At 66.4% G+C, this 22,835-nt stretch carries 20 protein-coding genes and 1 pseudogene; 16 read left to right on the top strand and 5 right to left on the bottom strand.

Annotated elements, in window-relative coordinates; genetic code table 11:
• The 4 genes and pseudogenes from BLW05_RS36090 to BLW05_RS26015 all read left to right on the top strand — a co-directional run.
• A pseudogene (locus tag BLW05_RS36090) lies at positions 1-252 on the top strand (arginine-ornithine antiporter); the annotation flags it as partial.
• 19 nt (positions 253-271) lie between these two features.
• Positions 272-1,705, top strand: coding sequence for a basic amino acid/polyamine antiporter (locus BLW05_RS26005; protein ID WP_093166474.1), 1,434 nt, complete (start codon positions 272-274; stop codon positions 1,703-1,705).
• A gap of 51 nt (positions 1,706-1,756) precedes the next feature.
• Positions 1,757-1,978, top strand: coding sequence for a LapA family protein (locus BLW05_RS26010; RefSeq protein ID WP_093166475.1), 222 nt, complete (start codon positions 1,757-1,759; stop codon positions 1,976-1,978).
• A gap of 40 nt (positions 1,979-2,018) precedes the next feature.
• On the top strand, positions 2,019-2,396 hold the full coding sequence (locus BLW05_RS26015; RefSeq protein ID WP_093166476.1) for an SHOCT domain-containing protein: 378 nt from the start codon (positions 2,019-2,021) through the stop codon (positions 2,394-2,396).
• On the opposite strand, the gene BLW05_RS26020 is transcribed toward BLW05_RS26015, so the two are convergent.
• The gene (locus tag BLW05_RS26020) at positions 2,397-3,962 is read right to left on the bottom strand and encodes a phospholipase D-like domain-containing protein (protein ID WP_093166477.1); all 1,566 of its coding nucleotides are present in this window, start codon (positions 3,960-3,962) and stop codon (positions 2,397-2,399) included. It abuts the gene before it with no gap.
• 77 nt (positions 3,963-4,039) lie between these two features.
• On the opposite strand from BLW05_RS26020, the gene BLW05_RS26025 reads away from it, so the two are divergent.
• Both BLW05_RS26025 and mnmA read left to right on the top strand, forming a co-directional pair.
• The gene (locus BLW05_RS26025; RefSeq protein ID WP_093166478.1) at positions 4,040-5,038 is read left to right on the top strand and encodes an LLM class flavin-dependent oxidoreductase; all 999 of its coding nucleotides are present in this window, start codon (positions 4,040-4,042) and stop codon (positions 5,036-5,038) included.
• Between the two features lie 54 nt (positions 5,039-5,092).
• A complete protein-coding gene (gene mnmA / locus BLW05_RS26030; protein ID WP_093166479.1) occupies positions 5,093-6,202 on the top strand; it encodes a tRNA 2-thiouridine(34) synthase MnmA in 1,110 nt (369 codons plus the stop codon).
• Positions 6,203-6,211: 9 nt separating this feature from the next.
• Here mnmA and BLW05_RS26035 read toward each other — a convergent pair whose 3' ends face one another.
• The 3 genes from BLW05_RS26035 to BLW05_RS26045 form a co-directional block, all read right to left on the bottom strand.
• Positions 6,212-6,691 (bottom strand): NUDIX hydrolase, encoded by a 480-nt coding sequence (locus tag BLW05_RS26035; protein WP_093166480.1) that lies wholly within the window; start codon positions 6,689-6,691, stop codon positions 6,212-6,214.
• A 7-nt stretch (positions 6,692-6,698) separates the two neighbouring features.
• Complete coding sequence (locus BLW05_RS26040) at positions 6,699-8,993, bottom strand: CHASE2 domain-containing protein (RefSeq protein ID WP_093166481.1); 2,295 nt, start codon at positions 8,991-8,993, stop codon at positions 6,699-6,701.
• Positions 8,994-9,064: 71 nt separating this feature from the next.
• Positions 9,065-9,808, bottom strand: a complete 744-nt coding sequence (locus BLW05_RS26045) for a response regulator transcription factor (RefSeq protein WP_093166482.1) — start codon at positions 9,806-9,808, stop codon at positions 9,065-9,067.
• Between the two features lie 278 nt (positions 9,809-10,086).
• Between BLW05_RS26045 and BLW05_RS26050 the strand changes: the two genes are divergently transcribed.
• The 10 genes from BLW05_RS26050 to BLW05_RS26095 all read left to right on the top strand — a co-directional run bounded on the left by BLW05_RS26050 (position 10,087) and on the right by BLW05_RS26095 (position 21,672).
• Positions 10,087-11,217, top strand: a complete 1,131-nt coding sequence (locus BLW05_RS26050; RefSeq protein ID WP_093166483.1) for a Re/Si-specific NAD(P)(+) transhydrogenase subunit alpha — start codon at positions 10,087-10,089, stop codon at positions 11,215-11,217.
• A 36-nt stretch (positions 11,218-11,253) separates the two neighbouring features.
• On the top strand, positions 11,254-11,583 hold the full coding sequence (locus BLW05_RS26055) for an NAD(P) transhydrogenase subunit alpha part 2 (protein WP_093166484.1): 330 nt from the start codon (positions 11,254-11,256) through the stop codon (positions 11,581-11,583).
• A 1-nt stretch (position 11,584) separates the two neighbouring features.
• A complete protein-coding gene (locus BLW05_RS26060) occupies positions 11,585-13,072 on the top strand; it encodes an NAD(P)(+) transhydrogenase (Re/Si-specific) subunit beta (RefSeq protein WP_093166485.1) in 1,488 nt (495 codons plus the stop codon).
• A 213-nt stretch (positions 13,073-13,285) separates the two neighbouring features.
• A complete protein-coding gene (locus BLW05_RS26065; RefSeq protein WP_093166486.1) occupies positions 13,286-14,965 on the top strand; it encodes a long-chain-fatty-acid--CoA ligase in 1,680 nt (559 codons plus the stop codon).
• 50 nt (positions 14,966-15,015) lie between these two features.
• Positions 15,016-16,026 carry an ABC transporter permease subunit gene (locus BLW05_RS26070; protein ID WP_093166487.1) on the top strand — a complete coding sequence of 337 codons (1,011 nt, stop codon included), beginning with the start codon at positions 15,016-15,018 and terminating at the stop codon, positions 16,024-16,026.
• Positions 16,023-16,919 carry an ABC transporter permease subunit gene (locus BLW05_RS26075; protein ID WP_093166488.1) on the top strand — a complete coding sequence of 299 codons (897 nt, stop codon included), beginning with the start codon at positions 16,023-16,025 and terminating at the stop codon, positions 16,917-16,919. The genes BLW05_RS26070 and BLW05_RS26075 overlap by 4 nt, the downstream gene beginning before the upstream one ends.
• Before the next feature lie 156 nt (positions 16,920-17,075).
• The gene (locus BLW05_RS26080; RefSeq protein WP_093166489.1) at positions 17,076-18,095 is read left to right on the top strand and encodes an ABC transporter ATP-binding protein; all 1,020 of its coding nucleotides are present in this window, start codon (positions 17,076-17,078) and stop codon (positions 18,093-18,095) included.
• 58 nt (positions 18,096-18,153) lie between these two features.
• Positions 18,154-19,173 (top strand): dipeptide ABC transporter ATP-binding protein, encoded by a 1,020-nt coding sequence (locus BLW05_RS26085; protein ID WP_093166490.1) that lies wholly within the window; start codon positions 18,154-18,156, stop codon positions 19,171-19,173.
• 14 nt (positions 19,174-19,187) lie between these two features.
• The gene (locus BLW05_RS26090) at positions 19,188-20,816 is read left to right on the top strand and encodes an ABC transporter substrate-binding protein (RefSeq protein ID WP_093166491.1); all 1,629 of its coding nucleotides are present in this window, start codon (positions 19,188-19,190) and stop codon (positions 20,814-20,816) included.
• A gap of 79 nt (positions 20,817-20,895) precedes the next feature.
• Positions 20,896-21,672, top strand: coding sequence for a 5'-methylthioadenosine/adenosylhomocysteine nucleosidase (locus BLW05_RS26095; protein ID WP_093166492.1), 777 nt, complete (start codon positions 20,896-20,898; stop codon positions 21,670-21,672).
• Between the two features lie 114 nt (positions 21,673-21,786).
• On the opposite strand, the gene corA is transcribed toward BLW05_RS26095, so the two are convergent.
• A complete protein-coding gene (gene corA / locus BLW05_RS26100) occupies positions 21,787-22,773 on the bottom strand; it encodes a magnesium/cobalt transporter CorA (protein ID WP_093166493.1) in 987 nt (328 codons plus the stop codon).
• Positions 22,774-22,835: the final 62 nt, after the last annotated feature.

The raw sequence follows: 22,835 nt of genomic DNA on the forward strand, positions 1-22,835 counted from the left end.
GAGCGCGGGCGGGACCTGTTCATCGCGGCGGTGGCGGCGTTCTACACCATCTTCATGATCTACGCGGGCGGGCTCAAGTTCATCCTGCTGGCCGCGATCCTGTATGCCCCCGGCACCGTCCTGTACATCTGGGCGCGGCGCGAGCGGGGCAAGCAGGTTTTCTCGTCGATCGACTGGGTCATCCTCATCGCCGTCATCATCGGCGCGGTCGTCGGCATCTACAGCCTGGCAACGGGCGCCATCACCATCTGACAGGAGACACGAACCCGGCATGAGCGCACCCAAGAACCAGCAACTGTCGCTCGGCGCCCTCATCGCGCTGGTTGTCGGTTCGATGATCGGCTCCGGCATCTTCGCGGTGCCGTCCGCGTTCGCGCGCTCGACGGGTGCGGCGGGCGCGTTCATCGCGTGGGCGATCGCGGGTTTCGGGATGCTGATGCTGGCCTTCGTGTTCCAGACGCTGTCGCGCCGGCGGCCCGATCTCGACACCGGCATCTACGCTTACGCGCGCGCGGGCTTCGGGAGCTACCTCGGCTTCGCGTCGGCGGTGGGCTACTGGATCGGCTGCTGCCTCGCGGATGTCGCCTGCCTGGTGCTGATCAAGGCCACGCTGGGCCAGTTCTTCCCGGTCTTCGGCGACGGCACCACGGTGGTCGCGATCGTGTCCGCATCCATCCTGCTGTGGGGCGTGCACCTGCTCGTGCTGCGCGGCGTGAAGGAGGCGGCAGCGCTCAACACCATCGCCACCATTGCGAAGATCGTGCCGATCTTCGTCTTCATCGTGGTCGCGGTCGTGGGCTTCAAGGCGGATATCTTCGCGCTCAATTTCTGGGGCGGCGAGGAGGCCAGCTTTTCGAGCGTCGCAAGCCAGGTCCGCAGCACGATGCTGGTCACGGTGTTCGTGTTCGTCGGCATCGAAGGCGCGAGCGTCTATTCGCGCTATGCCAAGCGGCGCGAGGACGTCGGCATTGCCACCGTGCTCGGCTTCCTCGGCGTGCTGTGCCTGCTGGTGCTCGTCACCATCCTGTCGTATGGCGTGCTGCTGCGGCCGGAGCTCGCCGCGCTGCCGACACCGGCGATGGCCGGCGTGATGGCGGCGCTGGTCGGCCCGTGGGGGGTGGTCTTCATCAGCATCGGCCTGCTGATCTCCATCCTGGGCAACTATCTCTCGTGGTCGCTGCTCGCGGCGGAGGTGCTGCATTCGGCCGCCAAGAACCAGACCATGCCCGCCTTCCTCGCGCGCGAGAACGCCAACGGCGCGCCGGCCGCCGCGCTCTGGCTGACCAACATCGTCATCCAGGTGTTCCTGCTGGTGACCTGGTTCGCGGAGTACGCATTCACGCTCGCGCTGAAGATGACGAGCGCGATGACGCTCGTGCCCTACCTGCTGGTGGCGGCCTACGGCTTCAAGCTCGCGTGGACCGGCCGGACCTACGAAGCCGATCCGCGAGTTGCGCGGAACCTCGACCTGGTGCGCGGCGCCATCGCGACGGTGTATGCCGTGGGCATGCTTTATGCGGGCGGCGTGAAGTTCCTGCTGTTGTCGGCGGTGCTCTACGCGCCCGGCACCGTGCTTTACTTTCTCGTGCGGCGGGAGCAAAAGGCGCGGATATTCACGCCTGCGGAAATGGCCGTCTTCGCGGCGCTGGTGATGGCCGCGATCGCGGCCCTCTTCGCACTCGCCTCGGGTGCCATCACCGTGTAAGGCGGGCGCGCTGGACTGGCAGACCTTTTTGATTTCTCATGGAGCACCCGTATGACGCGCTATCTCTACATCGCCCTGATCGTGATCCTTGCAGGCATCGTCCTGACGTTCAAGGTCCAGAACATGGCGTCGGTGACTGTGTCGCTCTTCTCGATGAGCGTGACGCTGCCGACCTCGGTGCTGGTGCTGCTGGTGTACGTGCTGGGCATGTTCACCGGCGGCTTCGTGCTCGGGCTGCTGCGCACGTGGACGAACAAGGCCACCGCGCGCTGAACCGCTTTCCAACTTCACCACTACGAAAAAAGGAAATCCAATGAGCAACTTCTGGGACCTGATTCAACTGCTGCTGTCGACCTTCGTCCTCATCGTCTACCTGCTCATCCTGTTCCAGATCATCGGCGACCTCTTTCGCGATTCGGAACTGGGCGGCGGCTACAAGGTGCTGTGGATCATCGGCCTCATCATCCTGCCGGGCCTGACGGCGATCATCTACATCATCGCGCGCGGCCGCGGCATGGCGGAGCGCCAACGTGCGAGCCTCGCGCGCGCCAAGTCCGACACCGATGCGTACATCCGCCAGGTTGCCGGCAAGTCGCCGGGCGAGCAGATCGCCGATGCCAAGGCACTTCTCGATGCGGGCACCATCACGCAGGAAGAGTTCCAGCGGCTCAAGGCCAAGGCGCTGTCCTGATCAGAGGTAGTCCTCGGGCACCAGCGGCTGCAGCAACAGCCGCTGCAACGTATTGAGCGGCGAGATGCCCGGCTCGCCGCCTTGCACCGGGTCGTCGTCGTCTGCATCGGGCGACACCCACGCGAGCGTGCCGGCAGCTCCGTCGGGTGCGGGGCGGACGCGGTAGGCCTCCGACTTCATGGCCTCGACGATGCGCAGCGCCTGCTCCGCAAGCGCGGGGCTTTCGACGGCCACGCCCACTTCGGTGTTCTTGCGTGCCGAACGGGGATCGAGATTGAGCGACCCCAGGAGCACCACCTCCTTGTCGATGACCACCAGCTTCGCGTGCAGCCGGCCCTTGGATGATCCGCCGAAGATCGTCTTGTTCTCGCGCGGCGCGACCGCACTCAATTCATAGAGATCCACGCCGGCCTTCAGGATCGCCGGCCGGTAGCGCGCGTAGCCAAAGTAGACGAGCGTCGAATCGCTGGCCGGCAGCGAGTTGGTGACGAGCGTCACCTGCACGCCCTTCTGCTGCAGGCTGCGCAGGACCGCGATGCCGCGCTTGCCCGGCACGAGATACGGCGAAGCGACCACCAGCTCGTTGCGCGCGCCGAGCATCTGGGAGACGGCGCCGGTCATGAGACTGCTGTTCTCGATCTCCTCGCGGTCTTCGAGCCGCTTGGAGGGCTGGTCCGCCACGGCATAGGCGAGGCCGGGCACGAGCGTGAGGCGCCCGTTGTCGAGCTCCTTGCCCACCGGCACCTGGTCGAGGATGTCCTTCTCGGGAAGGTCGATGGCGATCTGCGTGGCATCGGCCGGCAGAAGCTGCCGCAGCGTCGCTTCGCGCGAAGCGGGCGAGACGGGCGGCGAGAAATAGCTGGCGGGAAACGACTCCTCGCTGTTCCAGTAGCGATCGAAGATGACGCCCAGCTGCGGCACCACCCGCCCGGCCGCGACCGCGTCGAGATCGACGAAGTTGGCGATCGCACTTCGCGTGAAGTAGTCGTCCGCGATGTTGCGTCCCCCGACGATCGCCAGCGCGCCATCGGCGATCAGCAGCTTGTTGTGCATGCGATGGTCGAGTCGCGGCAGGTCGCCGAGCGAGGTCACGACCCGGCCCGCGAGGCTCGAGCGTGCGCAGCAGAAAGGATTGAACAGGCGGATCTCCAGATTGGGAACGCCCGAGAGCGCCTCGATCAAGGGCTCCGCGCCGGTGCTGTTGATGTCGTCGAGCAGAAGGCGCACGCGCACGCCCCGGCCGGCCGCTTCCTCCAGCGCCCTGAAGACCGCGCGCCCGGAGGCGTCGTTCTCCATGATGTAGTACTGCACGTCGAGCGTGCGTGTTGCCTTGCGGATCAGGGTCAGCCGCGCTTCGAGTGCGTACCCGCCCAGCGGCAGCAGCCGGAAGCCGGATTGGGCGCCGGGTGGAAGCTGTGCTGCGGCAGTCCTCGCGAGCGGACTGTCGTCGGGCGATGCCTGAAGACTGCGGGACGGCGGCCGCTGCACGCCGGTGGGAAGCGAGCCGCATGCGCTCAAGGCCAGGACGAGAAGAACCATCCACCAACTGGAAAATCGCAGTGCCATCTTTTTCCGAAGCTCATTGTTGTGGGCCGAATATCCCTTCGCGACAGAAGCCGGCCGATCCGGGTGAAGATAACGGAATGGTCCCGTTCTCGATTCTCGATCTTTCCCCCATCGTTGAAGGCGGCGATGCCGCGCAGTCGTTCCGCAACTCGCTGAGTCTCGCGCAGCATGGCGAGAAGCTCGGCTTCCGCCGCTACTGGCTGGCCGAGCATCATGGGATGCCCGGCATCGCGAGCGCTGCGACCGCGGTGTTGCTGGCATTCGTCGGCGCAGGCACCTCGACCATCCGCATCGGTGCTGGCGGCGTGATGCTGCCCAACCACTCGCCGCTGGTGATCGCGGAGCAGTTCGGCACGCTGGAATCGCTCTATCCGGGCCGCATCGACCTCGGCCTTGGCCGTGCGCCGGGCTCCGACCAGCGCACCGCGCAGGCCTTGCGGCGCGATCTCCAAACCGACTCGGACCGCTTTCCGCAGGATGTGATCGAGCTGATGGACTTCATGTCCAAGGAGCCGCGCCAGCCGGTGCGTGCCGTGCCCGGCATGGGGCTGGAGGTCCCGGTATGGATCCTCGGCTCGAGCACCTTCGGCGCGCAGCTGGCGGCGCACCTCGGGTTGCCGTACGCGTTCGCTTCTCACTTCGCGCCGCAGCAGCTCATGCAGGCGATCCGCATCTACCGTGAGACCTTCAAGCCCTCGGCGCAACTCGCCAAGCCATACGTGATGCTGGGCTTCAACGTGTTTGCCGCCGACACCGACGAGGAGGCCCAGTTTCGCGCGACCTCGTGGCAGCAGGCGTTCGTCAACCTGCGCAGCGGACGCCCCGGCCGCCTGCCTCCGCCGGTGGCCGGCTATCGCGAGCGCGTCGGCCCGGCCGAGAACGCGCTGCTCGATTCGGTGCTGTCATGCTCCGCGGTGGGTTCGCGCGACACGGTGCGCGCCCGCCTCCAGGCCTTCATCGACCAGACCGGCGCCGACGAGCTGATGATCACCTCGCAGGTTTTCGACCACGAGGCGCGGCTCAAGTCCTACGAGATCGTCGCGGGCGTGCGCAGCGAGATCACGGCCAGGCTCTGAGCGATTTCCCCGACGCGGGCACCGGCTTGGCCGGGCTGAGACAATCCCAGCCCTATGAAAAAGCAGCGCATCGTGGTGGGCCTGAGCGGCGGAGTGGATTCCGCGGTCACGGCGCACCTGCTGAAAGAGCAGGGCCACGAGGTGGTCGGCATCTTCATGAAGAACTGGGAAGACGATGACGACAGCGAATACTGCTCGTCGAACATCGACTTCGTCGACGCCGCCAGCGTGGCCGACGTGCTGGGCATCGAGATCGAGCACGTCAACTTCGCGTCCGACTACAAGGACCGCGTCTTCGCCGAGTTCCTGCGCGAGTACCAGGCCGGGCGCACGCCGAATCCCGACGTGCTGTGCAACGCCGAGATCAAGTTCAAGGCCTTCCTCGACCACGCGATTCGTCTGGGCGCCGAGAAGATCGCGACCGGACACTACGCGCGCGTGCGCTTCAATGAGGCGAGCGGCCGGCATGAGTTGCTCAAGGGGCTCGACCCGGCCAAGGACCAGAGCTACTTCCTCCATCGGCTGAACCAGCAGCAGCTGTCGAAGACGATGTTCCCGGTCGGCGAGCTGCGCAAGACCGAGGTGCGACGCATCGCGGACGAGATCGGCCTGCCCAACGCGAAGAAGAAGGATTCGACCGGCATCTGCTTCATTGGCGAGCGGCCGTTCCGCGAGTTCCTCAACCGCTACATCTCGAAGGAGCCGGGCCCGATCCGCGACGAGCGCGGCCGCAAGATCGGCGAGCACCAGGGCCTGAGCTTCTACACGCTGGGGCAGCGCCAGGGCCTGGGCATCGGCGGCATCAAGGAAAAGGGCGCGCAGCGCGGCGGCGGCGAGCATGCGCCGTGGTTCGTGGCGCGCAAGGACGCCCGGAACAACACGCTGTGGGTGGTGCAAGGGCACGACCATCCGTGGCTGCTGTCGAATGCGCTGGAGGCCGATGACGCGAGCTGGGTCGCGGGCGAGGCACCTGCGCAGGGCGCGTATGCGGCCAAGTCGCGCTACCGGCAGGCGGATTCGGGCTGCGATCTGGCCGAAGGCGCGAACGGCGTGTTCCGGCTGGATTTCGCGGAACCGCAGTGGGCTGTCACGCCAGGGCAGTCGGCGGTGCTGTACGACGGCGAGGTCTGCCTTGGCGGCGGCGTCATTGCCCGCGCGGCCTGAAGGAGCTCGCTAGCCCGCGCCCGGATCGTTGACCGATCCGTCGAGGTGAATGATGTCCAGCGGGTGGCGCTTGCCCGCGAGGAAGTCTTCCACGCACTGCAGCAGCAGCGGGCTGCGATGTCGCACGGTGCTGGCGCGAATCTCCTCGGCAGTCATCCACAGCGTTCGCACGATGCCTTTGTCGAGCGGGCGATTCGCCTCGAAGGCGCCCAGCGTGCCGGTGAAGGCGAAGCGCATGTAAGTGATGTCTTCCGCGCGCCGCGTGCGGGCCATGTAGACGCCCAGCAGCGCGGTCGGCGTGAAGTGATGCGCGGTCTCTTCGAGCGTCTCGCGGATGCACCCCTCGGCGGGCGATTCACCGGGGTCGAGATGGCCGGCGGGTGTGTTGAGCATGAGGCCGTCGGTCGTCTCCTCCTCGACGAGCAGGAAGCGGCCGTCTCTCTCGATCACCGCCGCCACCGTGACGTTGGGCTTCCATCGCTTTGCCATGTGCTTGCTACTCCTGGAGTGATGCCAGTGCTTCGAGCTCGGCAGCGGTGGGCTTCGGCAGCACCAGCGTGACGGTGCAGCCTTCTCCCTCGGCGCTGTCGATCTCGACCGTTCCGCCGTGCCGCTGCACCACGGTGCGCACCAGCAGCAGTCCGAGGCCGACGCCGTGGACTTCGGGATGCGCCTTGTGATGCAGGCGGTGGAAGGGCTGGAAAAGCTGGGACTGTAGCTCGACCGGGATGCCGGGCCCGTGGTCTCGGAACGCGATGCGCCAGTGCCGGTCTTCCCCGCGCACGCTGCATTCGAGATCGGCGCCCTGCGGCGAGTACTTGAGCGCGTTGCCGAGCACGTTGGTCAGCGCGCGCATCAGCAACGTGCGGTCGGCGATGCCGAGCGCCTCGCCGGGTGCGGTCGCCAGCATGACGCGCACTTGCGCTTTTTGCGCCTGGGCCCATCCATCGTCGATCGCCTGCTGCACCAGCGTCACGAGGTCGAGCACTTCGGGACGGAAGCGTTCGGCCTCCGCGCGGGCGAGGTTCACGAAGCCATCGGCCAGCTCGAGGCCGGTTTGCGCCTTGCGTTCGATTGCGGTGAGCAGGGCATCGAGGCTCATCGAACCGGGCCGCTGGCGCGCGAGTTCGAGCATGGTGAGGATCGATGCGCTGGGCTCCCGCGCGTCGTGCGAGATGAATCGCAGCGCCTCGTCGCGTTGGCACTGCGCGCGGCGCATCTCGGTGATGTCGACCAGCGCGATCATCCAGCCGGCGTGCGCGTTGTCAGCGTCGAAGAAGGGCACGCAGCGCAGCAGCAGCGCGCGTCCCTGCGCATCGGTGCCTTCCCCGGTGATCGGATGGAGATCGGCGAGCAGCGCGCCGGGCGGCATCATCGGCGCGCCGGTGGTACGGCGGCGAAGGTCGGCCAGGAGCGCGTGCGCATCGGCGCCGATCATGGCCGGGACATCGCGCGCCCAGTAGGCGAGCGCCGCAGCGTTGGCGAGCACGATGCGGCCGCGGGTGTCCAGGGTGATCGTTGCGTCCGGGAGGTGGTCGATCCCGTCGCGGACAAAGCGGTGCAGGTCGCGCATGCTGTCGACGGCGGCGCGCGTGGCGTCCATTTGCCGGTCGAGGAAGTCGCCGGCGAACCGCTTCGGCGGCGGCGCCGGGCGGCGGCCCGCGTCGCGGAGGATCTCCGCGGTGCCTCGGCGCAGATACCGTACTGCGGCCGAGAGACGCATCAGGCTCCAGATCGGGTAGAGCAGCAGCAGTCCGGTGACGCCCGCCGCCGGCGCGAAGAGCACGCCGATCGACGGGCGCCCAAGGTGGATGCCGAGCTGCAGCGCGAGCATGGTGCCGATCAGCGCGATCACGCCCAGCGGTCGCAGCCAGAGCACCCCGAGAAGCGCAACCGCCAGGGGCGCGAGATTGAACACCAGGTCCTGCCACGGCTTCGCGACGACGACGGGCCGCTCGTCAATCAATGCCTGCAGCACGTTCGCGAAGATCTCGACGCCGGACATCAGGCCCGGCACGTCGGGCGAGGTGTTGGCATGCACGTCCCCGAGGCTCGGCGCCGTGGCGCCCACCAGCACGTAGCGATTGCGGAAGGCGTCGGCCGGTACCTTGCCTTGCAGCACATCGATGTACGACAGCGTGCTGAAGCGCCCCGGGCCGCGCGTGAACAGCAACACCTGCTGGTCGCTTCGTAGCCAGGGCCCGGGCATCGCGGCGGGTCGTTGCTGCTGCCGCGGTGTCTCCGCGTGGCCCAGCGCCGCGTCGCGCAGCGCGAGCGCGAAATGCGGGCGCATGCGCCCCTCGAAGCCTTCGTGCAGGTAGACACTGCGCGCGACGCCGTCCTCGTCGAGCGCGAGATTCGTATAGCCGATGCCGGCCGCGGCTTGAGCGAATACGGGATCGGGAACCCGCTCCAGCAGGCGGCGAGGCTGCAGCGCGCTGACTGACGCCGGCAGTACGACGCAGCCGCCATCGCGCATCGCCTGTGCCAGTGCGGCGTCGTCGTCGGGATGTTCGGTGTCCGGCTGGATCAGCCTCAGGTTCAATCCGATGCATCTGGGCGATTGCGCAGCGATGCGGCGCAGCAGCTCGGCGTGGGTGGCGCGCCGCCAGGGCCAGCGGCCGATGGCAGCGAGGCTTCTTTCGTCGATCGCGACGATCACGATGTCGTCGGAAGGCGGCGGCGCCAGTGCCGCGCGGGCGCTGTCCTGGAGCAGCCGGTCGACGCGGGGAAGCGGCTGGGTCAGGCTGAGGAAAGTGACGAGCGCGAGCAGGCCGATCGCCAGCAGCATCCACGGTCCTCGGCGCCGGAGCCAGGGACTTTGCCGGGGATCGGTGCCGCCCTGCCGGTGGGCGGCGCCATTCACTTCGACGTGCCGCCCGCCGAGGGGCCCTGCGCCGGGTTGAATGGGTCGGTCGGATCGCCGCTGGTGCACTCCAGCCGATAGCCGAGGCCGTAGACCGCCGACAGCAGGAAACCATTGGAAGGCACCAGCTCGAGCTTGCCGCGAAGTCGCGAGATGTGGGTGTCGAGCGTGCGGGAGGCCCGCTCGTTGATCTCGCCCCAGACGGCCTCGCGCAGGTGTTCGCGCGAGAGCAGCCGACCGATGTTCTGGAACAGCAGGAACGCGAGGTCGTATTCGCGATGGCTGAGCTCCACGGCCTGACCCTTGATACGCAGCGTGTGCGTCGCGGCGCTGAACTGGTAGTCGCCGAAATTCAGGTCGGTGCCATGCAGGGCCGAGTAGGAGCGGCGCAGCAGCGCACGGACGCGCGCCTCCAGCTCCCGGACGCGGATCGGCTTGACCATGAAGTCGTCGGCTCCTGCGGCGAGGCCCTCCACCATGTCCTGCTCTTCGCGGCGGTTCGTCACGAACAGGATGGGGATGCGGCTGTTGAGATCCTCGCGGATCCATCGGACCACGCGCGGGCCCTGCACGTCGGGCAGGCTCCAGTCGAGGATTAGCAAGTCGTAGCTTTGATGCCGGAGGTCTCGCAACAGGACCTTGCCTTCGGTGAAGCCATGGCATTCATGGCCAATGTCTTCCATCGTGTGCCGGATGAGTTCGAGCTGGCACGGCTCGTCGTCGAGCGCTGCAATTCGCATTCCATTCCCTGTATCTCGTTTTTTTTGAGCGCTGCCACGGCACGTCGTCCGTCGCGCGCGGGAGTCAGTGTACCCATTGATGAGGTGAACTCAATGAAACCGGTTCACGATCTGGCGACCTGCTGCGCATGCTGAAAATGCTATCAATCTAGTAGCATCAATGCCAATGTGGGTGCGGGTTGTGGCGTTTGTCTGTGCGGGGACAGATGGTGCGACTTCGGGGCATCGTCTTCATGTAAGCTCGGCGCCAATTCCAACGCTTCCCGAGGAGATCTCCCATGCTCATAGGCGTGCCGGCCGAAACTGCGCCAGGCGAAACCAGAGTGGCCGTCACGGCGGAAACAGCGAAGAAACTGGTCGCGCAGGGCCATACCGTGCGAGTGCAATCGGGAGCGGGCACGATCGCCAGCGTCACCGACGAGGCCTATCAGGCAGCGGGTGCGGAGATCACCGATGCCGCAGGCGCCTTCGGTTGCGAGATCGTGCTGAAGGTGCGCTCGCCCGACGAGCGCGAAATTTCCCTCATGAAGCCCGCGACCGCTCTGGTCGGCATGCTCAACCCCTTCGATGCCGCAGGCCTGCAGCGCCTGGCGAGCGCCGGCCTCACGTCCTTTGCGCTGGAAGCGGCCCCCCGCACCACGCGCGCGCAGAGCATGGACGTGCTCTCCTCGCAGGCCAACATCGCCGGCTACAAGGCCGTGATGATGGCCGCCGACAAGTACCAGCGCTTCTTCCCGATGCTGATGACCGCCGCGGGCACCGTGAAGGCGGCTCGTGTCGTGATCCTCGGCGTCGGCGTGGCCGGCCTGCAGGCGATCGCCACCGCCAAGCGCCTGGGCGCGGTCATCGAAGCCTCGGACGTGCGCCCCTCGGTCAAGGAACAGGTCGAGTCGCTCGGCGCCAAGTTCATCGACGTGCCCTACGAAACCGCTGAGGAGAAGGAAGCGGCCGAAGGCGTCGGCGGCTACGCGCGTCCGATGCCGCAGAGCTGGCTCGATCGCCAGAAGGTGGAGGTGGCCAAGCGCGTGGCGTTGGCCGACGTGGTCATCAGCACCGCCCTGATCCCGGGCCGTGCCGCCCCGACCCTCATCACCGAGGACATGGTCAAGGCCATGAAACCCGGTTCGGTCATCGTCGACATCGCCGCCGGCAAGGGCCCTGACGGCATCGGCGGCAACTGCCCGCTGTCGGAAGCCGACAAGACGGTCATCAAGCACGGCGTGACCCTCATCGGGGAGACCAACCTGCCCGCGCTGGTGGCTGCCGACGCGTCCTCGCTCTACGCGCGCAACGTGCTCGACTTCCTCAAGCTCGTGCTGCCCAAGGAAGGCGGCATCAAGATCGACCTCGAGGACGACATCGTCGCCGCCTGCCGCATGACGCAGGACGGCCAGGTCACGAAGAAGTAAACGACGAACGACGAGAACCCCCGAGGAGAAGAACCCATGGATCCCGTATCCCATACCGTCATCAACCTCATCATCTTCGTGCTGGCCATCTACGTGGGCTACCACGTGGTGTGGACCGTCACGCCGGCGTTGCACACGCCGCTGATGGCCGTGACCAACGCCATTTCCGCGATCGTCATCGTCGGCGCGATGCTGGCGGCGGCGCTCACCGAATCGGCCCTGGGCAAGACCATGGGCGTGCTCGCGGTCGCACTTGCGGCAGTGAACGTCTTCGGCGGCTTCCTGGTCACCCGGCGCATGCTGGAGATGTTCAAGAAGAAGGACAAGAAGGCGCCCGCGGCCGCTGCCAAGGCGGAGGGCCACTGACATGTCGATGAACGTCGTCACGCTGCTGTACCTCATCGCCAGTGTCTGCTTCATCCAGGCCCTGAAGGGCCTGTCCCATCCCACCACTTCCATCCGCGGCAACATCTTCGGCATGGTCGGCATGGCGATCGCCATCCTGACCACCGCGGCGCTGATCGTGCAGCTCTCGGGCGGCAAGGCCATCGGCATGGCCTGGGTGCTGCTGGGCCTCGTCGTCGGCGGCGGCTACGGTGCCTACCGCGCCAAGACCGTCGAGATGACGCAGATGCCCGAGCTGGTGGCCTTCTTCCACAGCATGATCGGTCTGGCGGCCGTCTTCATCGCGGTGGCGGCCGTGGTCGAGCCCTGGGCCTTCGGCATCACGCCGCTGCCGGTGGCGGCGACCGGCACGGTCAACACGCCCGAAGGCGCGATGATCGTGGACGGGTTCCTCCGCTATGCGATCCCTGCGGGTAACCGGCTGGAGCTGTTCCTGGGCGCGGCCATCGGCGCGATCACCTTCAGCGGCTCGGTGATCGCCTTCGGCAAGCTCTCGGGCAAGTACAAGTTCCGCCTGTTCCAGGGCGCACCGGTGCAGTTCAAGGGCCAGCACATGCTGAACCTCGTGCTGGGCCTGGTGACCATCGGCCTGGGCCTGGTGTACATGGCCACCGAGAGCTGGCTCGCCTTCCTCCTGATGGTGGTCCTGGCCTTCGTGATGGGCGTCTTGATCATCATCCCGATCGGCGGGGCGGACATGCCGGTGGTGGTGTCGATGCTCAACAGCTACTCGGGCTGGGCAGCGGCGGGCATCGGCTTCAGTCTGAACAACGCGATGCTGATCGTGGCTGGCTCGCTGGTGGGTTCCTCCGGTGCGATCCTCTCCTACATCATGTGCAAGGCGATGAACCGCTCGTTCTTCAGCGTGATCCTGGGCGGCTTCGGCGGCGAGGCGACCAGTGCCGCCACCGGCGCCAAGGAGCAGCGCCCGGTCAAGAGCGGCAGCGCCGACGACGCGGCCTTCATGCTGTCCAACGCGGACACCGTGATCATCGTCCCGGGCTACGGCCTGGCGGTGGCCCGTGCGCAGCATGCGGTCAACGAACTGGCCGAGAAGCTCACGCACAAGGGCGTGACGGTGAAGTACGCGATCCATCCGGTGGCTGGCCGCATGCCGGGCCACATGAACGTGCTGCTCGCGGAAGCCGAAGTGCCCTACGACCAGGTCTTCGAGATGGAAGACATCAACAGCGAGTTCGGCCAGGCCGACGTGGCGATCATCCTGGGCGCCAACGACGTGGTGAACCCGGCCGCGCTGCAGAAGGGCACGCCGATCTACGGCATGCCGATCCTGGAGGCCTACAAGGCCAAGACGGTGATCGTGAACAAGCGGAGCATGGCCGCGGGCTATGCGGGGCTGGACAACGAGCTGTTCTACATGGACAAGACCATGATGGTGTTCGGCGACGCCAAGAAGGTGGTCGAGGACATGGCGAAGGCCATTGAGTAGGGCTCACCCCCAGCCTCGCCCACTTCGTGTGGCTCTGACACCCCCTTCCAGGGGGCAATCCCGGCGGCCCGGCCAAGCCGGTTCCGCGGGATTCCTGGGCTTGGTCGCGCGGGTTTGTTGACACGGGTCGCACGCATGGCGCGGCCCGTGCCGCTTGGGTACGCCAAGTTACGATAGCGGCAATTTTCGTATCGAGATTCTGGAGACTTCAACGTGACCGATCGCCCCTGGCTTTCAAGCTATCCGCAAGGCGTGCCTGCCGACATCGATGCTTCGCACTATTCGTCGCTCGTCGGGCTGATGGAGGAAAGCTTCACCAAGTACGCCGACCGTACGGCCTACAGCTTCATGGGCAAGGACGTGAGCTACGCCGATGTCGACCGCCAGAGCCGCGCCTTTGCGGCGTATCTGCAGGGCATCGGCCTCGCCAAGGGCGACCGCGTCGCGGTGATGATGCCCAACTGCCCGCAGTACCCGATCTCGGTCGCGGGCCTGCTGCGTGCGGGGCTCATCCTGGTCAACGTCAATCCGCTCTACACGCCGCGCGAACTGGAGCACCAGCTCAGGGACTCGGGCGCCAAGGCCATCGTGCTGATGGAGAACTTCGGCACCACGCTGCAGCAGTGCCTCGCGCATACGCCGGTCAAGCACATCGTGCTGGCCTCGATGGGTGATCGGCTCGGCCTGCTCAAGGGCGCGATCGTCAACTACGTTGTGCGCAACGTGAAGAAGATGGTGCCCGCCTACAGCCTGCCGGGCGCGGTGCGCTTCAACGATGCCCTCGAGAAGGGCGCGACGCGCAAGCTCCAGGCGCCGGCGATCGGCCCCGACGACGTCGCGGTGCTGCAGTACACCGGCGGGACCACGGGCGTCTCGAAGGGCGCGGTGCTGCTGCATCGCAACGTGATTGCGAACGTGCTGCAGTCCGAGGCGTGGAACGATCCGGTCATGCAGAAGGTGCCGGCGGGCGAGCAGCCGACCAGCGTCTGCGCGCTGCCGCTCTATCACATCTTCGCGTTCACGGTCGGCATGATGCTGAGCATGCGCACCGGCGGGAAGCTGATCCTCATTCCCAACCCGCGCGACATCGCGGCGACGCTCAAGGAGCTGTCGAAGCACACCTTCCACAGCTTCCCGGCAGTCAACACGCTGTTCAATGGCCTGGCGAACCATCCCGACTTCAACACCGTCAACTGGAAGAACCTGAAGGTCTCCGTGGGCGGCGGCATGGCGGTGCAGGGCGCGGTGGCCAAGCTCTGGCTCGAGAAGACCGGCTGCCCGATCTGCGAAGGCTATGGACTTTCCGAAACATCGCCGTCGGTGACCTGCAATCCGACCACCAGCATCGCCTACACCGGCACGATCGGCGTTCCGCTGCCGAGCACCTACGTGAAGCTGGTCGACGACGATGGCCATGAAGTCGCGCCCGGCCAGTCCGGCGAGCTGGCCGTGATGGGTCCGCAGGTGATGGCGGGCTACTGGCAGCGGCCCGACGAGACCGCCAAGGTCATGACCGCCGACGGCTACTTCAAGACCGGCGATATCGCGGTCGTCGACGAGCGGGGCTACTTCAAGATCGTCGATCGCAAGAAAGACATGATCCTGGTGTCGGGCTTCAATGTGTATCCGAACGAGATCGAGGACGTGGTCGCGCAGATTCCGGGCGTGCTCGAATGCGCGGCGGTTGGCATCCTGGACGAGAAGACCGGCGAGGCGGTGAAGCTCGTGATCGTCAAGAAGAACCCCGACCTCACCGAAGCCGAGGTGCGCGCGTTCTGCCATGACAACCTCACCGGCTACAAGCGGCCGCGCGTCATCGAGTTCCGCACCGACCTGCCCAAGACGCCCGTCGGAAAGATCCTCCGCCGCGAACTGCGCGACGTCAAGAAATAAGGGTTCAGCCGGGGACGAGACCCGGCATCGCTCTTGCATATTGGTGATGAATGTTCCGCTTCATCGTCACGCGTGCGAGCCTGCTCGTGCCGACCTTCATCGGCATGACCCTGCTCGCCTTTTTCCTGATCCGGCTGGTCCCCGGCGACCCCATTGAAACGCTCGCGGGCGAGCGCGGCATCGACCCCGCGCGCCACGCCGTCCTGCTGAAGGAATACGGGCTCGACAAGCCGCTCTTCACGCAATACGGCATCTACATCGAGCGCGTGCTGCACGGCGACCTGGGCAAGTCGGTGATCACGCAGGAGCCGGTGATGAGCGAGTTCCTCGCGCTGTTTCCGGCGACGGTCGAACTCGCGATCTGCGCAGTGCTCTTCGCGCTGCTGCTGGGCATCCCGGCGGGCATCATCGCGGCGGTCAAGCGCAACTCACTGTTCGACCACGGCGTGATGGCGACGTCGCTCACCGGTTACTCGATGCCGATCTTCTGGTGGGGCCTGCTGCTGATCCTGTTCTTCTCGGTGCACCTCGGCTGGACGCCGGTGTCGGGGCGCATCGCGGTGCAGTACTACATCGAGCCGGTCACCGGCTTCCTGCTGATCGACTCGCTGCTGTCGGACGACAAGGGCGCCTTTTTCTCGGCGGTGCAGCACCTGATCCTGCCGGCCATCGTGCTGGGCACCAACACGCTCGCGGTGATCGCGCGCATGACGCGATCGGCCATGCTCGAAGTGCTTGGCGAGGACTACATCCGCACTGCGCGCGCCAAGGGCCTCGGGCCGTTGCGCGTGGTCGGCGTGCATGCGCTGCGCAACGCGTTGATCCCGGTGGTGACGGTGATCGGGTTGCAGGTCGGTGTGCTCTTCACCGGCGCGATCCTCACCGAGACCATCTTTTCGTGGCCGGGCGTGGGCAAATGGCTCATCGAGGCCATCGCCCGCCGCGACTACCCGGTGCTGCAGGGCGGCATGCTGCTGCTCGGCGTGATCGTGATGCTGGTCAACGTGATCGTCGACCTGGCGTACGGTCTCATCAATCCGCGAATCAGGCAGGCAAGATGAGCGCAGTGGTTGTCCCTTCGAGAAAGAGCGCGCCGCCCGGACCGTGGCGCGAATTCTGGAGCTCGTTCTCCGCCAATCTCGGCGCGGTGATCGGGCTCGCGGTCATCGTGCTCCTGCTGCTAGTGGCGCTCCTCGCGCCGTGGATCGCACCACATGCGCCCAACCAGACCGACAGCAGCGCCTTCCTGCTGCCGCCGGCCTGGCAGGCGGGCGGCTCCGTGACGCATCTGCTCGGCACCGACGCGATCGGGCGCGACATCCTCTCGCGGCTGATGTACGGCGCGCGGCTGTCGTTGTCGATCGGTGTGGCAGTGGTCGCGATCTCGGTCGCTGTCGGCATTGCGCTCGGCATGGTCGCGGGCTTCTTCCGCGGCGTGCTGGAGATCGCGATCATGCGGCTGATGGACGTGGTCCTCACGCTGCCAAGCCTGCTGCTCGCGATCGTGATCGTCGCCATCCTCGGGCCGGGGCTCATCAACGCGATGCTCGCGGTCGCGATCGTGGTGTTGCCGCACTACGTGCGCATCACGCGCGCGGCCGTCATCTCCGAAGTCTCGCGCGACTACGTGACCGCGGCGCGCGTGAGCGGCGCGGGCACGCTGCGCCTGATGTTCCGCGAAGTGCTGCCCAATTGCGCCGCGCCGCTGATCGTGCAGGCATCGCTCGGCGTCTCGACCGCGATCCTCGATGCGGCCGCGCTGGGTTTTCTCGGCCTCGGTGCCCAACCGCCGTCACCCGAGTGGGGAACCATGCTCGCCGATGCGCGCGAGTTCGTGCTCCGCGCATGGTGGGTCGTCACCTTCCCGGGGCTCGCGATCCTTGCGGCCGTGCTCGCGTTCAACCTGCTGGGCGACGGCTTGCGCGACGCGCTCGACCCCAAACTCAAGCGATGAAGCTCACCCCCAGCCTCGCCCACTTCGTGTGGCTCGGACACCCCCTCTCCGGGGGCAACTCCGGCGGCCCGGCAAAGCCGGTTCCGCGGGGTTCCTGGCCTCGTCTGTGTCAGTTTCATGTGTCGCGGACGACGGTCTGCGTCCTGGGGGACTGAGATGCCATTGCTTGATATCCGCGAACTCCATGTGGAGTTTCCATCGCAAGGCGGCACGCTGCATGCGGTCGACGGCGTCAGCCTGCGGCTCGAAGAAGGCGAGGTGCTCGGCATCGTTGGCGAATCCGGTTCCGGCAAGAGCGTCACGATGATGGCGCTGATGGGCCTCATCGGGTGGCCCGGCCAGGTGCGCGCGGAGCATCTGCAATTCGCGGGGCATGACCTGCTTGGAATTTCGGACAAGGCGCGGCGCGGACTCGTCGGGAAGGACATCGCGATGATCTTCCAGGAGCCGACGACCAGCCTCAACCCCTGCTTCACCATCGGCTGGCAGCTCATGGAAACACTCCGGCTGCACCTGCGCCTGGACAAGCGCGAAGCGAAGAAGCGCGCGACCGAGCTGCTCGAACAGGTGGGCATCCCGGCGGCGTCGTCGCGGTTGAACAGCTACCCGCATCAACTCTCGGGGGGCATGAACCAGCGCGTGATGATCGCGATGGCGATCGCCTGCAACCCGCGCCTCCTGATCGCCGACGAGCCGACCACCGCGCTCGACGTCACGATCCAGGCGCAGATCCTCGACCTGCTGCGCAACTTGCAGAAGGAACGCGGCATGGGCCTCGTGCTGATCACGCACAACATGGGCGTGGTCAGCGAGATGGCGCAGCGCGTGGCCGTGATGTATGCCGGCCAGTTGATGGAGGAGCGCAGCGTGGACGAACTCTTCGCGATGCCGCAGCACCCCTACACCGCCGCGCTGCTCGCCGCGCTGCCCGAGCGCGCGACCGGCGAACAGCGCCTGGCGACCATCGCCGGCGTGGTGCCGGGTGTGCATGACCGGCCCGCCGGCTGCCTTTTCGCGCCGCGCTGTGCCTATGCCACGCCGCATTCGCATGCCGTGCGGCCCGAATTGCGCGAATGGCTCGGCGGGCAGGTGCGCTGCCACTATCCGCTCGGAGACCGCGAGCGCGATGCACATCGCCTGCGCGATGGCGGCCAGGTCGTGGAGTTCGTCCGATGAGCGCCGCCCGGCCGCCCGAAGGCGCTTGCGCCGCAGCGCGAAGCGCGGAGGCTTCCTTATGAGCGAAGTGGTTGTTGAGGCGAAGGACCTGCAGCGGGTTTACACCGTGCGGCGCGGGCTGTTTCGCGCGCCGGCGCATCTGCAGGCCGTCGGCAGCATCTCCTTCAAGCTGGAGAAGGGCCGCACGCTCGCGGTGGTCGGTGAATCGGGTTGCGGCAAGTCGACGCTCGCGCGCATGGTCTCGCTGATCGAGAAGCCCACGGCCGGTTCGCTGACATTGGTGGGCACCGATGCGGTCCATCCGCCCGCGGACCGCAGGCGCGAGCTTCGGCGTGCGGTGCAGCTCGTGTTCCAGAATCCCTACGGATCCCTCAATCCGCGCAAGAGGATCGCGACGGTGCTCGAGGATCCGCTCGCGATCAACACCACGCTCGGCAAGGCGGAGCGTGCCGCGAAGGCGCGCGAGATGCTCGCCCGCGTCGGCCTGCGGCCCGAATACGCGAACCGCTACCCGCACATGTTCTCGGGCGGCCAGCGGCAGCGCATCGCGATCGCGCGTGCGCTCATGCTCGGGCCGCGGCTGCTGGTGGCCGACGAGCCGGTGTCGGCGCTCGACGTCTCGATCCAGGCGCAGGTGCTGAACCTGCTCGCTGACCTGCAGGCGGAGCTCGGACTGTCGTATCTCTTCATCTCGCACGACCTCGGCGTGGTGCGGCACATCGCGCACGACGTGCTGGTGATGTACCTCGGCCATGCGGTCGAGCAGGGCCCCAAGGCGCGCATCTTTGCGCGGCCGCTCCATCCCTACACGCAGGCCCTGCTGGCCTCCACGCCGGGACTGGCCACGCAGCGCATCGTGCTCAAGGGCGAGCTGCCCTCGCCGCTTGCGCCGCCGCCGGGCTGCGTGTTCAACACACGCTGCGCGCATGCCACCGAGCGTTGCCGCGCCGAGCGCCCGCTGCCGCGCCTGCTGGACGAGCGCATGGTGGCCTGCCATCACGCCGAAAAGTTTCTGGATGGCGCGGACGAGCATCGCGTCGACCATTCCCCGCCCGCCGTCGCGCGGACTCAACCCTGAAGGAGCCGAGTTTCATGTCCCACACCTCCAAACTCTCGCGCTGTCTGCGCGCCGCCTCGCTGCTGGCGCCGACCGCGCTGGCGCTGGCCTGCGGCGCCGCGTCGGCGAAGACGCTGGTTTTTTGCTCCGAGGGCAGTCCCGAGAACTTCTACGCGGCGGTGAACACGACGGGCACCTCGTTCGACGTCACGACGCAGGTCTACAACAACCTCGTCGAGTTCGAGCGCGGCGGCACCAAGGTCGTCCCGGGCCTGGCCGAAAGCTGGACCATCTCGCCCGACGGCACCGAATACACCTTCAAGCTGCGCAAGGGCGTGAAGTGGCACAACACCTCCAAGAACTTCAAGCCGACGCGCGACTTCAACGCCGACGACGTGATGTTCATGATGGAGCGGCAGTGGAAGGAGAGCGACCCCTACTACAAGGTCACGAGCCCGAACCACTCCTACTTCAACGACATGGGCATGCCCAAGCTGCTGAAGTCGGTCGACCGCATCGACGACTACACGGTAAAGATCGTGCTGAACAAGCCCGAGGCGCCTTTCCTCGCGAACCTCGCGATGCCCTATGCGGGCATCCAGTCGAAGGAATACGCGATCGCGATGCTCAAGGCCGGCACGCCCGAGAAGATCGACCAGGACCCGATCGGCACCGGCCCGTTCTACCTGGTGCAGTACCAGAAGGATGCGATCGTGCGTTTCAAGGCCTTCCCGCAGTACTGGGGTGGCAAGGCGAAGATCGATGACCTCGTCTTCGCGATCACGCCCGATGCTTCGGTGCGCTGGGCCAAGCTGCAGAAGGGCGAGTGCCATGTGATGCCGTATCCGAACCCGGCGGACCTCGATGCGATCCGCAAGGATCCGAACGTGCAGGTGCTCGAGCAGCCCGGCCTGAACGTGGGCTACCTCGCCTACAACACGACGAAGAAGCCGTTCGACGACGTGCGCGTGCGCAAGGCAGTCAACATGGCGATCAACAAGAAGGCGATCATCGACGGCGTCTACTTGAGCACGGGCGTCGCGGCGAAGAACCCGATCCCGCCGACGATGTGGTCGTACAACGACGCGGTCAAGGACGATGCATACGACCCCGAAGCCGCGAAGAAGCTGCTGGCGCAGGCCGGCTACCCGGACGGCTTCACCACCGACCTGTGGGCGATGCCGGTCCAGCGCCCGTACAACCCGAATGCGAAGCGCATCGCCGAGCTGATGCAGGCGGATCTCGCCAAGGTCGGCGTCAAGGCCGAGATCAAGTCCTTCGAATGGGGCGAGTACCGCAAGCGCATGCAGGCGGGCGAGCACCAGATGGGCATGCTCGGCTGGACCGGCGACAACGGCGATCCGGACAACTTCCTCTACACGCTGCTCGGTTGCGCGTCGGCGCAGTCGAACGGCAGCAACGTGGCGAAGTTCTGCTACCAGCCGTACGAGGACCTGGTCGTGAAGGCCAAGAACGTGCCCAAGCAGGCGGACCGCGATGCGCTCTACAAGAAGGCACAGGTGATCTTCAAGGAGCAGGCGCCGTGGTTCACCATCGCGCATGCGGTGCAATTGAAGCCGGTGCGCAAGGAAGTGGTCGATTTCAAGCTGAGCCCGTTCGGGCGACACACCTTTTATGGAGTCGACATCAAAGACATCAAGTAATCCCCCAACCCTGCGGCCCGGCTGAGCCGGTTCCGCGGGGTTTCTGGCCTCGGGTGCTGGGGCGCTAAGCTTGCGTCCCATGAACGACACCACGAACCCTCCGATCGCGATCGTGTCCGCGATGCACGAGGAGCTGGGGGCGCTGCTCGCGCAGATGCCGGACGAGCAACGCATCCCGGTCGGCGGGCGCGATTTCTGGGTGGGGCACTTGCAGGGCCAGCTCATCGTCGCAGTGCTGTCGCGCATCGGCAAGGTGGCGGCGGCGACGACCGCGACGGTGCTGCTGGAGCGCTTCGGCGCGCGGGCCATCGTCTTCACGGGCGTTGCCGGCGGGCTGGCGCCGGATGTGCGTGTCGGTGATGTGGTCGTGGCGACCAAGCTGCTTCAGCACGACCTCGATGCATCGCCCATCTTCCCCAAGTACGAGGTCCCGCTGACGGGCCACGCGCGCTTCGCTGCCGATACCGAGATCAGCGATGCGCTCGCCGCCGTGGCTGCCGACGTCCTGTCCGATCCGGTGACGCTTCTCGGCGAGAAGGTGGCCGATGACTTTGCATTGGACGCGCCCAGGGTTCATCGCGGCCTGCTGATCAGCGGCGATCGCTTCGTGTCGACCGCCGCCGAGAGCGAAGCGCTGCGCCATGCACTACCCGACGCGCTTGCAGTGGAGATGGAAGGCGCCGCGGTCGCGCAGGTGTGCCACGACTTCGGCGTGCCCTTCGCGGCGGTGCGGACCATCTCGGACCGCGCCGACGATGCCGCGCACGGCGACTTCACGCGTTTCGTCTCGTCGGTCGCGAGCCGCTACAGCCTGGCCCTCGTCAGCGCCTGGCTCGCGACGCTCTCGCAGCAATAAAAGCGCCCGACAGGTATGTTCAGGGCACCCGCGGAACCGGCTCCGCCGGTCCGCCGGGTGCGCCCCCTTGAGGGGGGAGGCGGCTACACGAAGTGAGCAAGCAACGGGGGTGGGCTACTTCAACCAGCCGCGCCGCCGGAAATACCACATCGGCACCAGCGCGCTCGCGGCCATCAGCACGATCGCATAGGCGTAGCCGTAAGTCAGGTCGAGCTCCGGCATGAACTTGAAGTTCATCCCGTAGACGCTGGCGATCAGCGTCGGCGGCAAGAGCGCCACGCTCGCGACCGAGAAGATCTTGATCGTCTTGTTCTGGTTGATGTTGATGAAACCGACGGTCGCATCCATCAGGAAGTTGATCTTGTCGAAGAGGAAGGCGGTGTGGTTGTCGAGCGATTCGATGTCGCGCAGGATCTGCCGCGCCTCCTCGAACTGTTCGGCATTGAGCATGCGGCTGCGCATCATGAAGCTGACCGCGCGGCGGGTGTCCATCACGTTGCGGCGGATGCGCCCGTTCAGGTCTTCCTGCCGCGCAATGAGGCCGAGCACCTCGCCGGCCAGTTCGTCGCTGACATTGCCCGAGAGCACCTTCTTTCCGGCGTTCTCCAGCTCGTCGTAGATGTTCTCCAGCGTATCGGCCGAGTACTCGGCATCGGCGTCGAAGAGCTTCAGCAGCACTTCCTTGGCGTCCTCGATCAGACCCGGCGCGCGGCGCGCTCGCATGCGCAGAAGCCGGAACACCGGCACGTCCTCGTCGTGGATCGAGAACAGCACGCCGCGGCTGCGCAACTCGGTGTTGTGCTGGTTGAGGATGAAGGCGACGCGCACCGACCGCGGGTTCTCGTCGTCGTCGATCAGGAAGTCGCTGCGGATGTGGAGCTCGCCGTTGTCTTCCTCATAGAAGCGCGCGGATTCCTCGATGTCCTCGTCCATCGCGTCTTCGGGAATGGACAGGCCGTAGTACTGCTTGATCCAGCGCTTTTCCTCGAGGGTCGGCGATTCGAGGTCGACCCAGATCGGCTGGAACTTGGACAGCTCCTCCAGGGCCTCGATCTCTTCCTGGACGAGGCGGCCATTGGCGAGCGTGAAGATGTTGAGCATGGCTCACTCCCTTTGAAAGTCTGGCGGTGCGGCGAGTGATTGGGGCGCTTTCAATCCCCCTC

The sequence above is a fragment of the Variovorax sp. YR216 genome, assembly GCF_900107745.1.
GTDB lineage: Bacteria > Pseudomonadota > Gammaproteobacteria > Burkholderiales > Burkholderiaceae_C > Variovorax.

Coding starts and splice junctions, on each gene's coding strand:
- BLW05_RS26005 (WP_093166474.1), top strand. CDS start 272: ATGAGCGCACCCAAGAACCAGCAACTGTCGCTCGGCGCCCTCATCGCG.
- BLW05_RS26010 (WP_093166475.1), top strand. CDS start 1,757: ATGACGCGCTATCTCTACATCGCCCTGATCGTGATCCTTGCAGGCATC.
- BLW05_RS26015 (WP_093166476.1), top strand. CDS start 2,019: ATGAGCAACTTCTGGGACCTGATTCAACTGCTGCTGTCGACCTTCGTC.
- BLW05_RS26020 (WP_093166477.1), bottom strand. CDS start 3,962: ATGGCACTGCGATTTTCCAGTTGGTGGATGGTTCTTCTCGTCCTGGCC.
- BLW05_RS26025 (WP_093166478.1), top strand. CDS start 4,040: ATGGTCCCGTTCTCGATTCTCGATCTTTCCCCCATCGTTGAAGGCGGC.
- mnmA (WP_093166479.1), top strand. CDS start 5,093: ATGAAAAAGCAGCGCATCGTGGTGGGCCTGAGCGGCGGAGTGGATTCC.
- BLW05_RS26035 (WP_093166480.1), bottom strand. CDS start 6,691: ATGGCAAAGCGATGGAAGCCCAACGTCACGGTGGCGGCGGTGATCGAG.
- BLW05_RS26040 (WP_093166481.1), bottom strand. CDS start 8,993: ATGCTGCTGGCGATCGGCCTGCTCGCGCTCGTCACTTTCCTCAGCCTG.
- BLW05_RS26045 (WP_093166482.1), bottom strand. CDS start 9,808: ATGCGAATTGCAGCGCTCGACGACGAGCCGTGCCAGCTCGAACTCATC.
- BLW05_RS26050 (WP_093166483.1), top strand. CDS start 10,087: ATGCTCATAGGCGTGCCGGCCGAAACTGCGCCAGGCGAAACCAGAGTG.
- BLW05_RS26055 (WP_093166484.1), top strand. CDS start 11,254: ATGGATCCCGTATCCCATACCGTCATCAACCTCATCATCTTCGTGCTG.
- BLW05_RS26060 (WP_093166485.1), top strand. CDS start 11,585: ATGTCGATGAACGTCGTCACGCTGCTGTACCTCATCGCCAGTGTCTGC.
- BLW05_RS26070 (WP_093166487.1), top strand. CDS start 15,016: ATGTTCCGCTTCATCGTCACGCGTGCGAGCCTGCTCGTGCCGACCTTC.
- BLW05_RS26075 (WP_093166488.1), top strand. CDS start 16,023: ATGAGCGCAGTGGTTGTCCCTTCGAGAAAGAGCGCGCCGCCCGGACCG.
- BLW05_RS26080 (WP_093166489.1), top strand. CDS start 17,076: ATGCCATTGCTTGATATCCGCGAACTCCATGTGGAGTTTCCATCGCAA.
- BLW05_RS26085 (WP_093166490.1), top strand. CDS start 18,154: ATGAGCGAAGTGGTTGTTGAGGCGAAGGACCTGCAGCGGGTTTACACC.
- BLW05_RS26090 (WP_093166491.1), top strand. CDS start 19,188: ATGTCCCACACCTCCAAACTCTCGCGCTGTCTGCGCGCCGCCTCGCTG.
- BLW05_RS26095 (WP_093166492.1), top strand. CDS start 20,896: ATGAACGACACCACGAACCCTCCGATCGCGATCGTGTCCGCGATGCAC.
- corA (WP_093166493.1), bottom strand. CDS start 22,773: ATGCTCAACATCTTCACGCTCGCCAATGGCCGCCTCGTCCAGGAAGAG.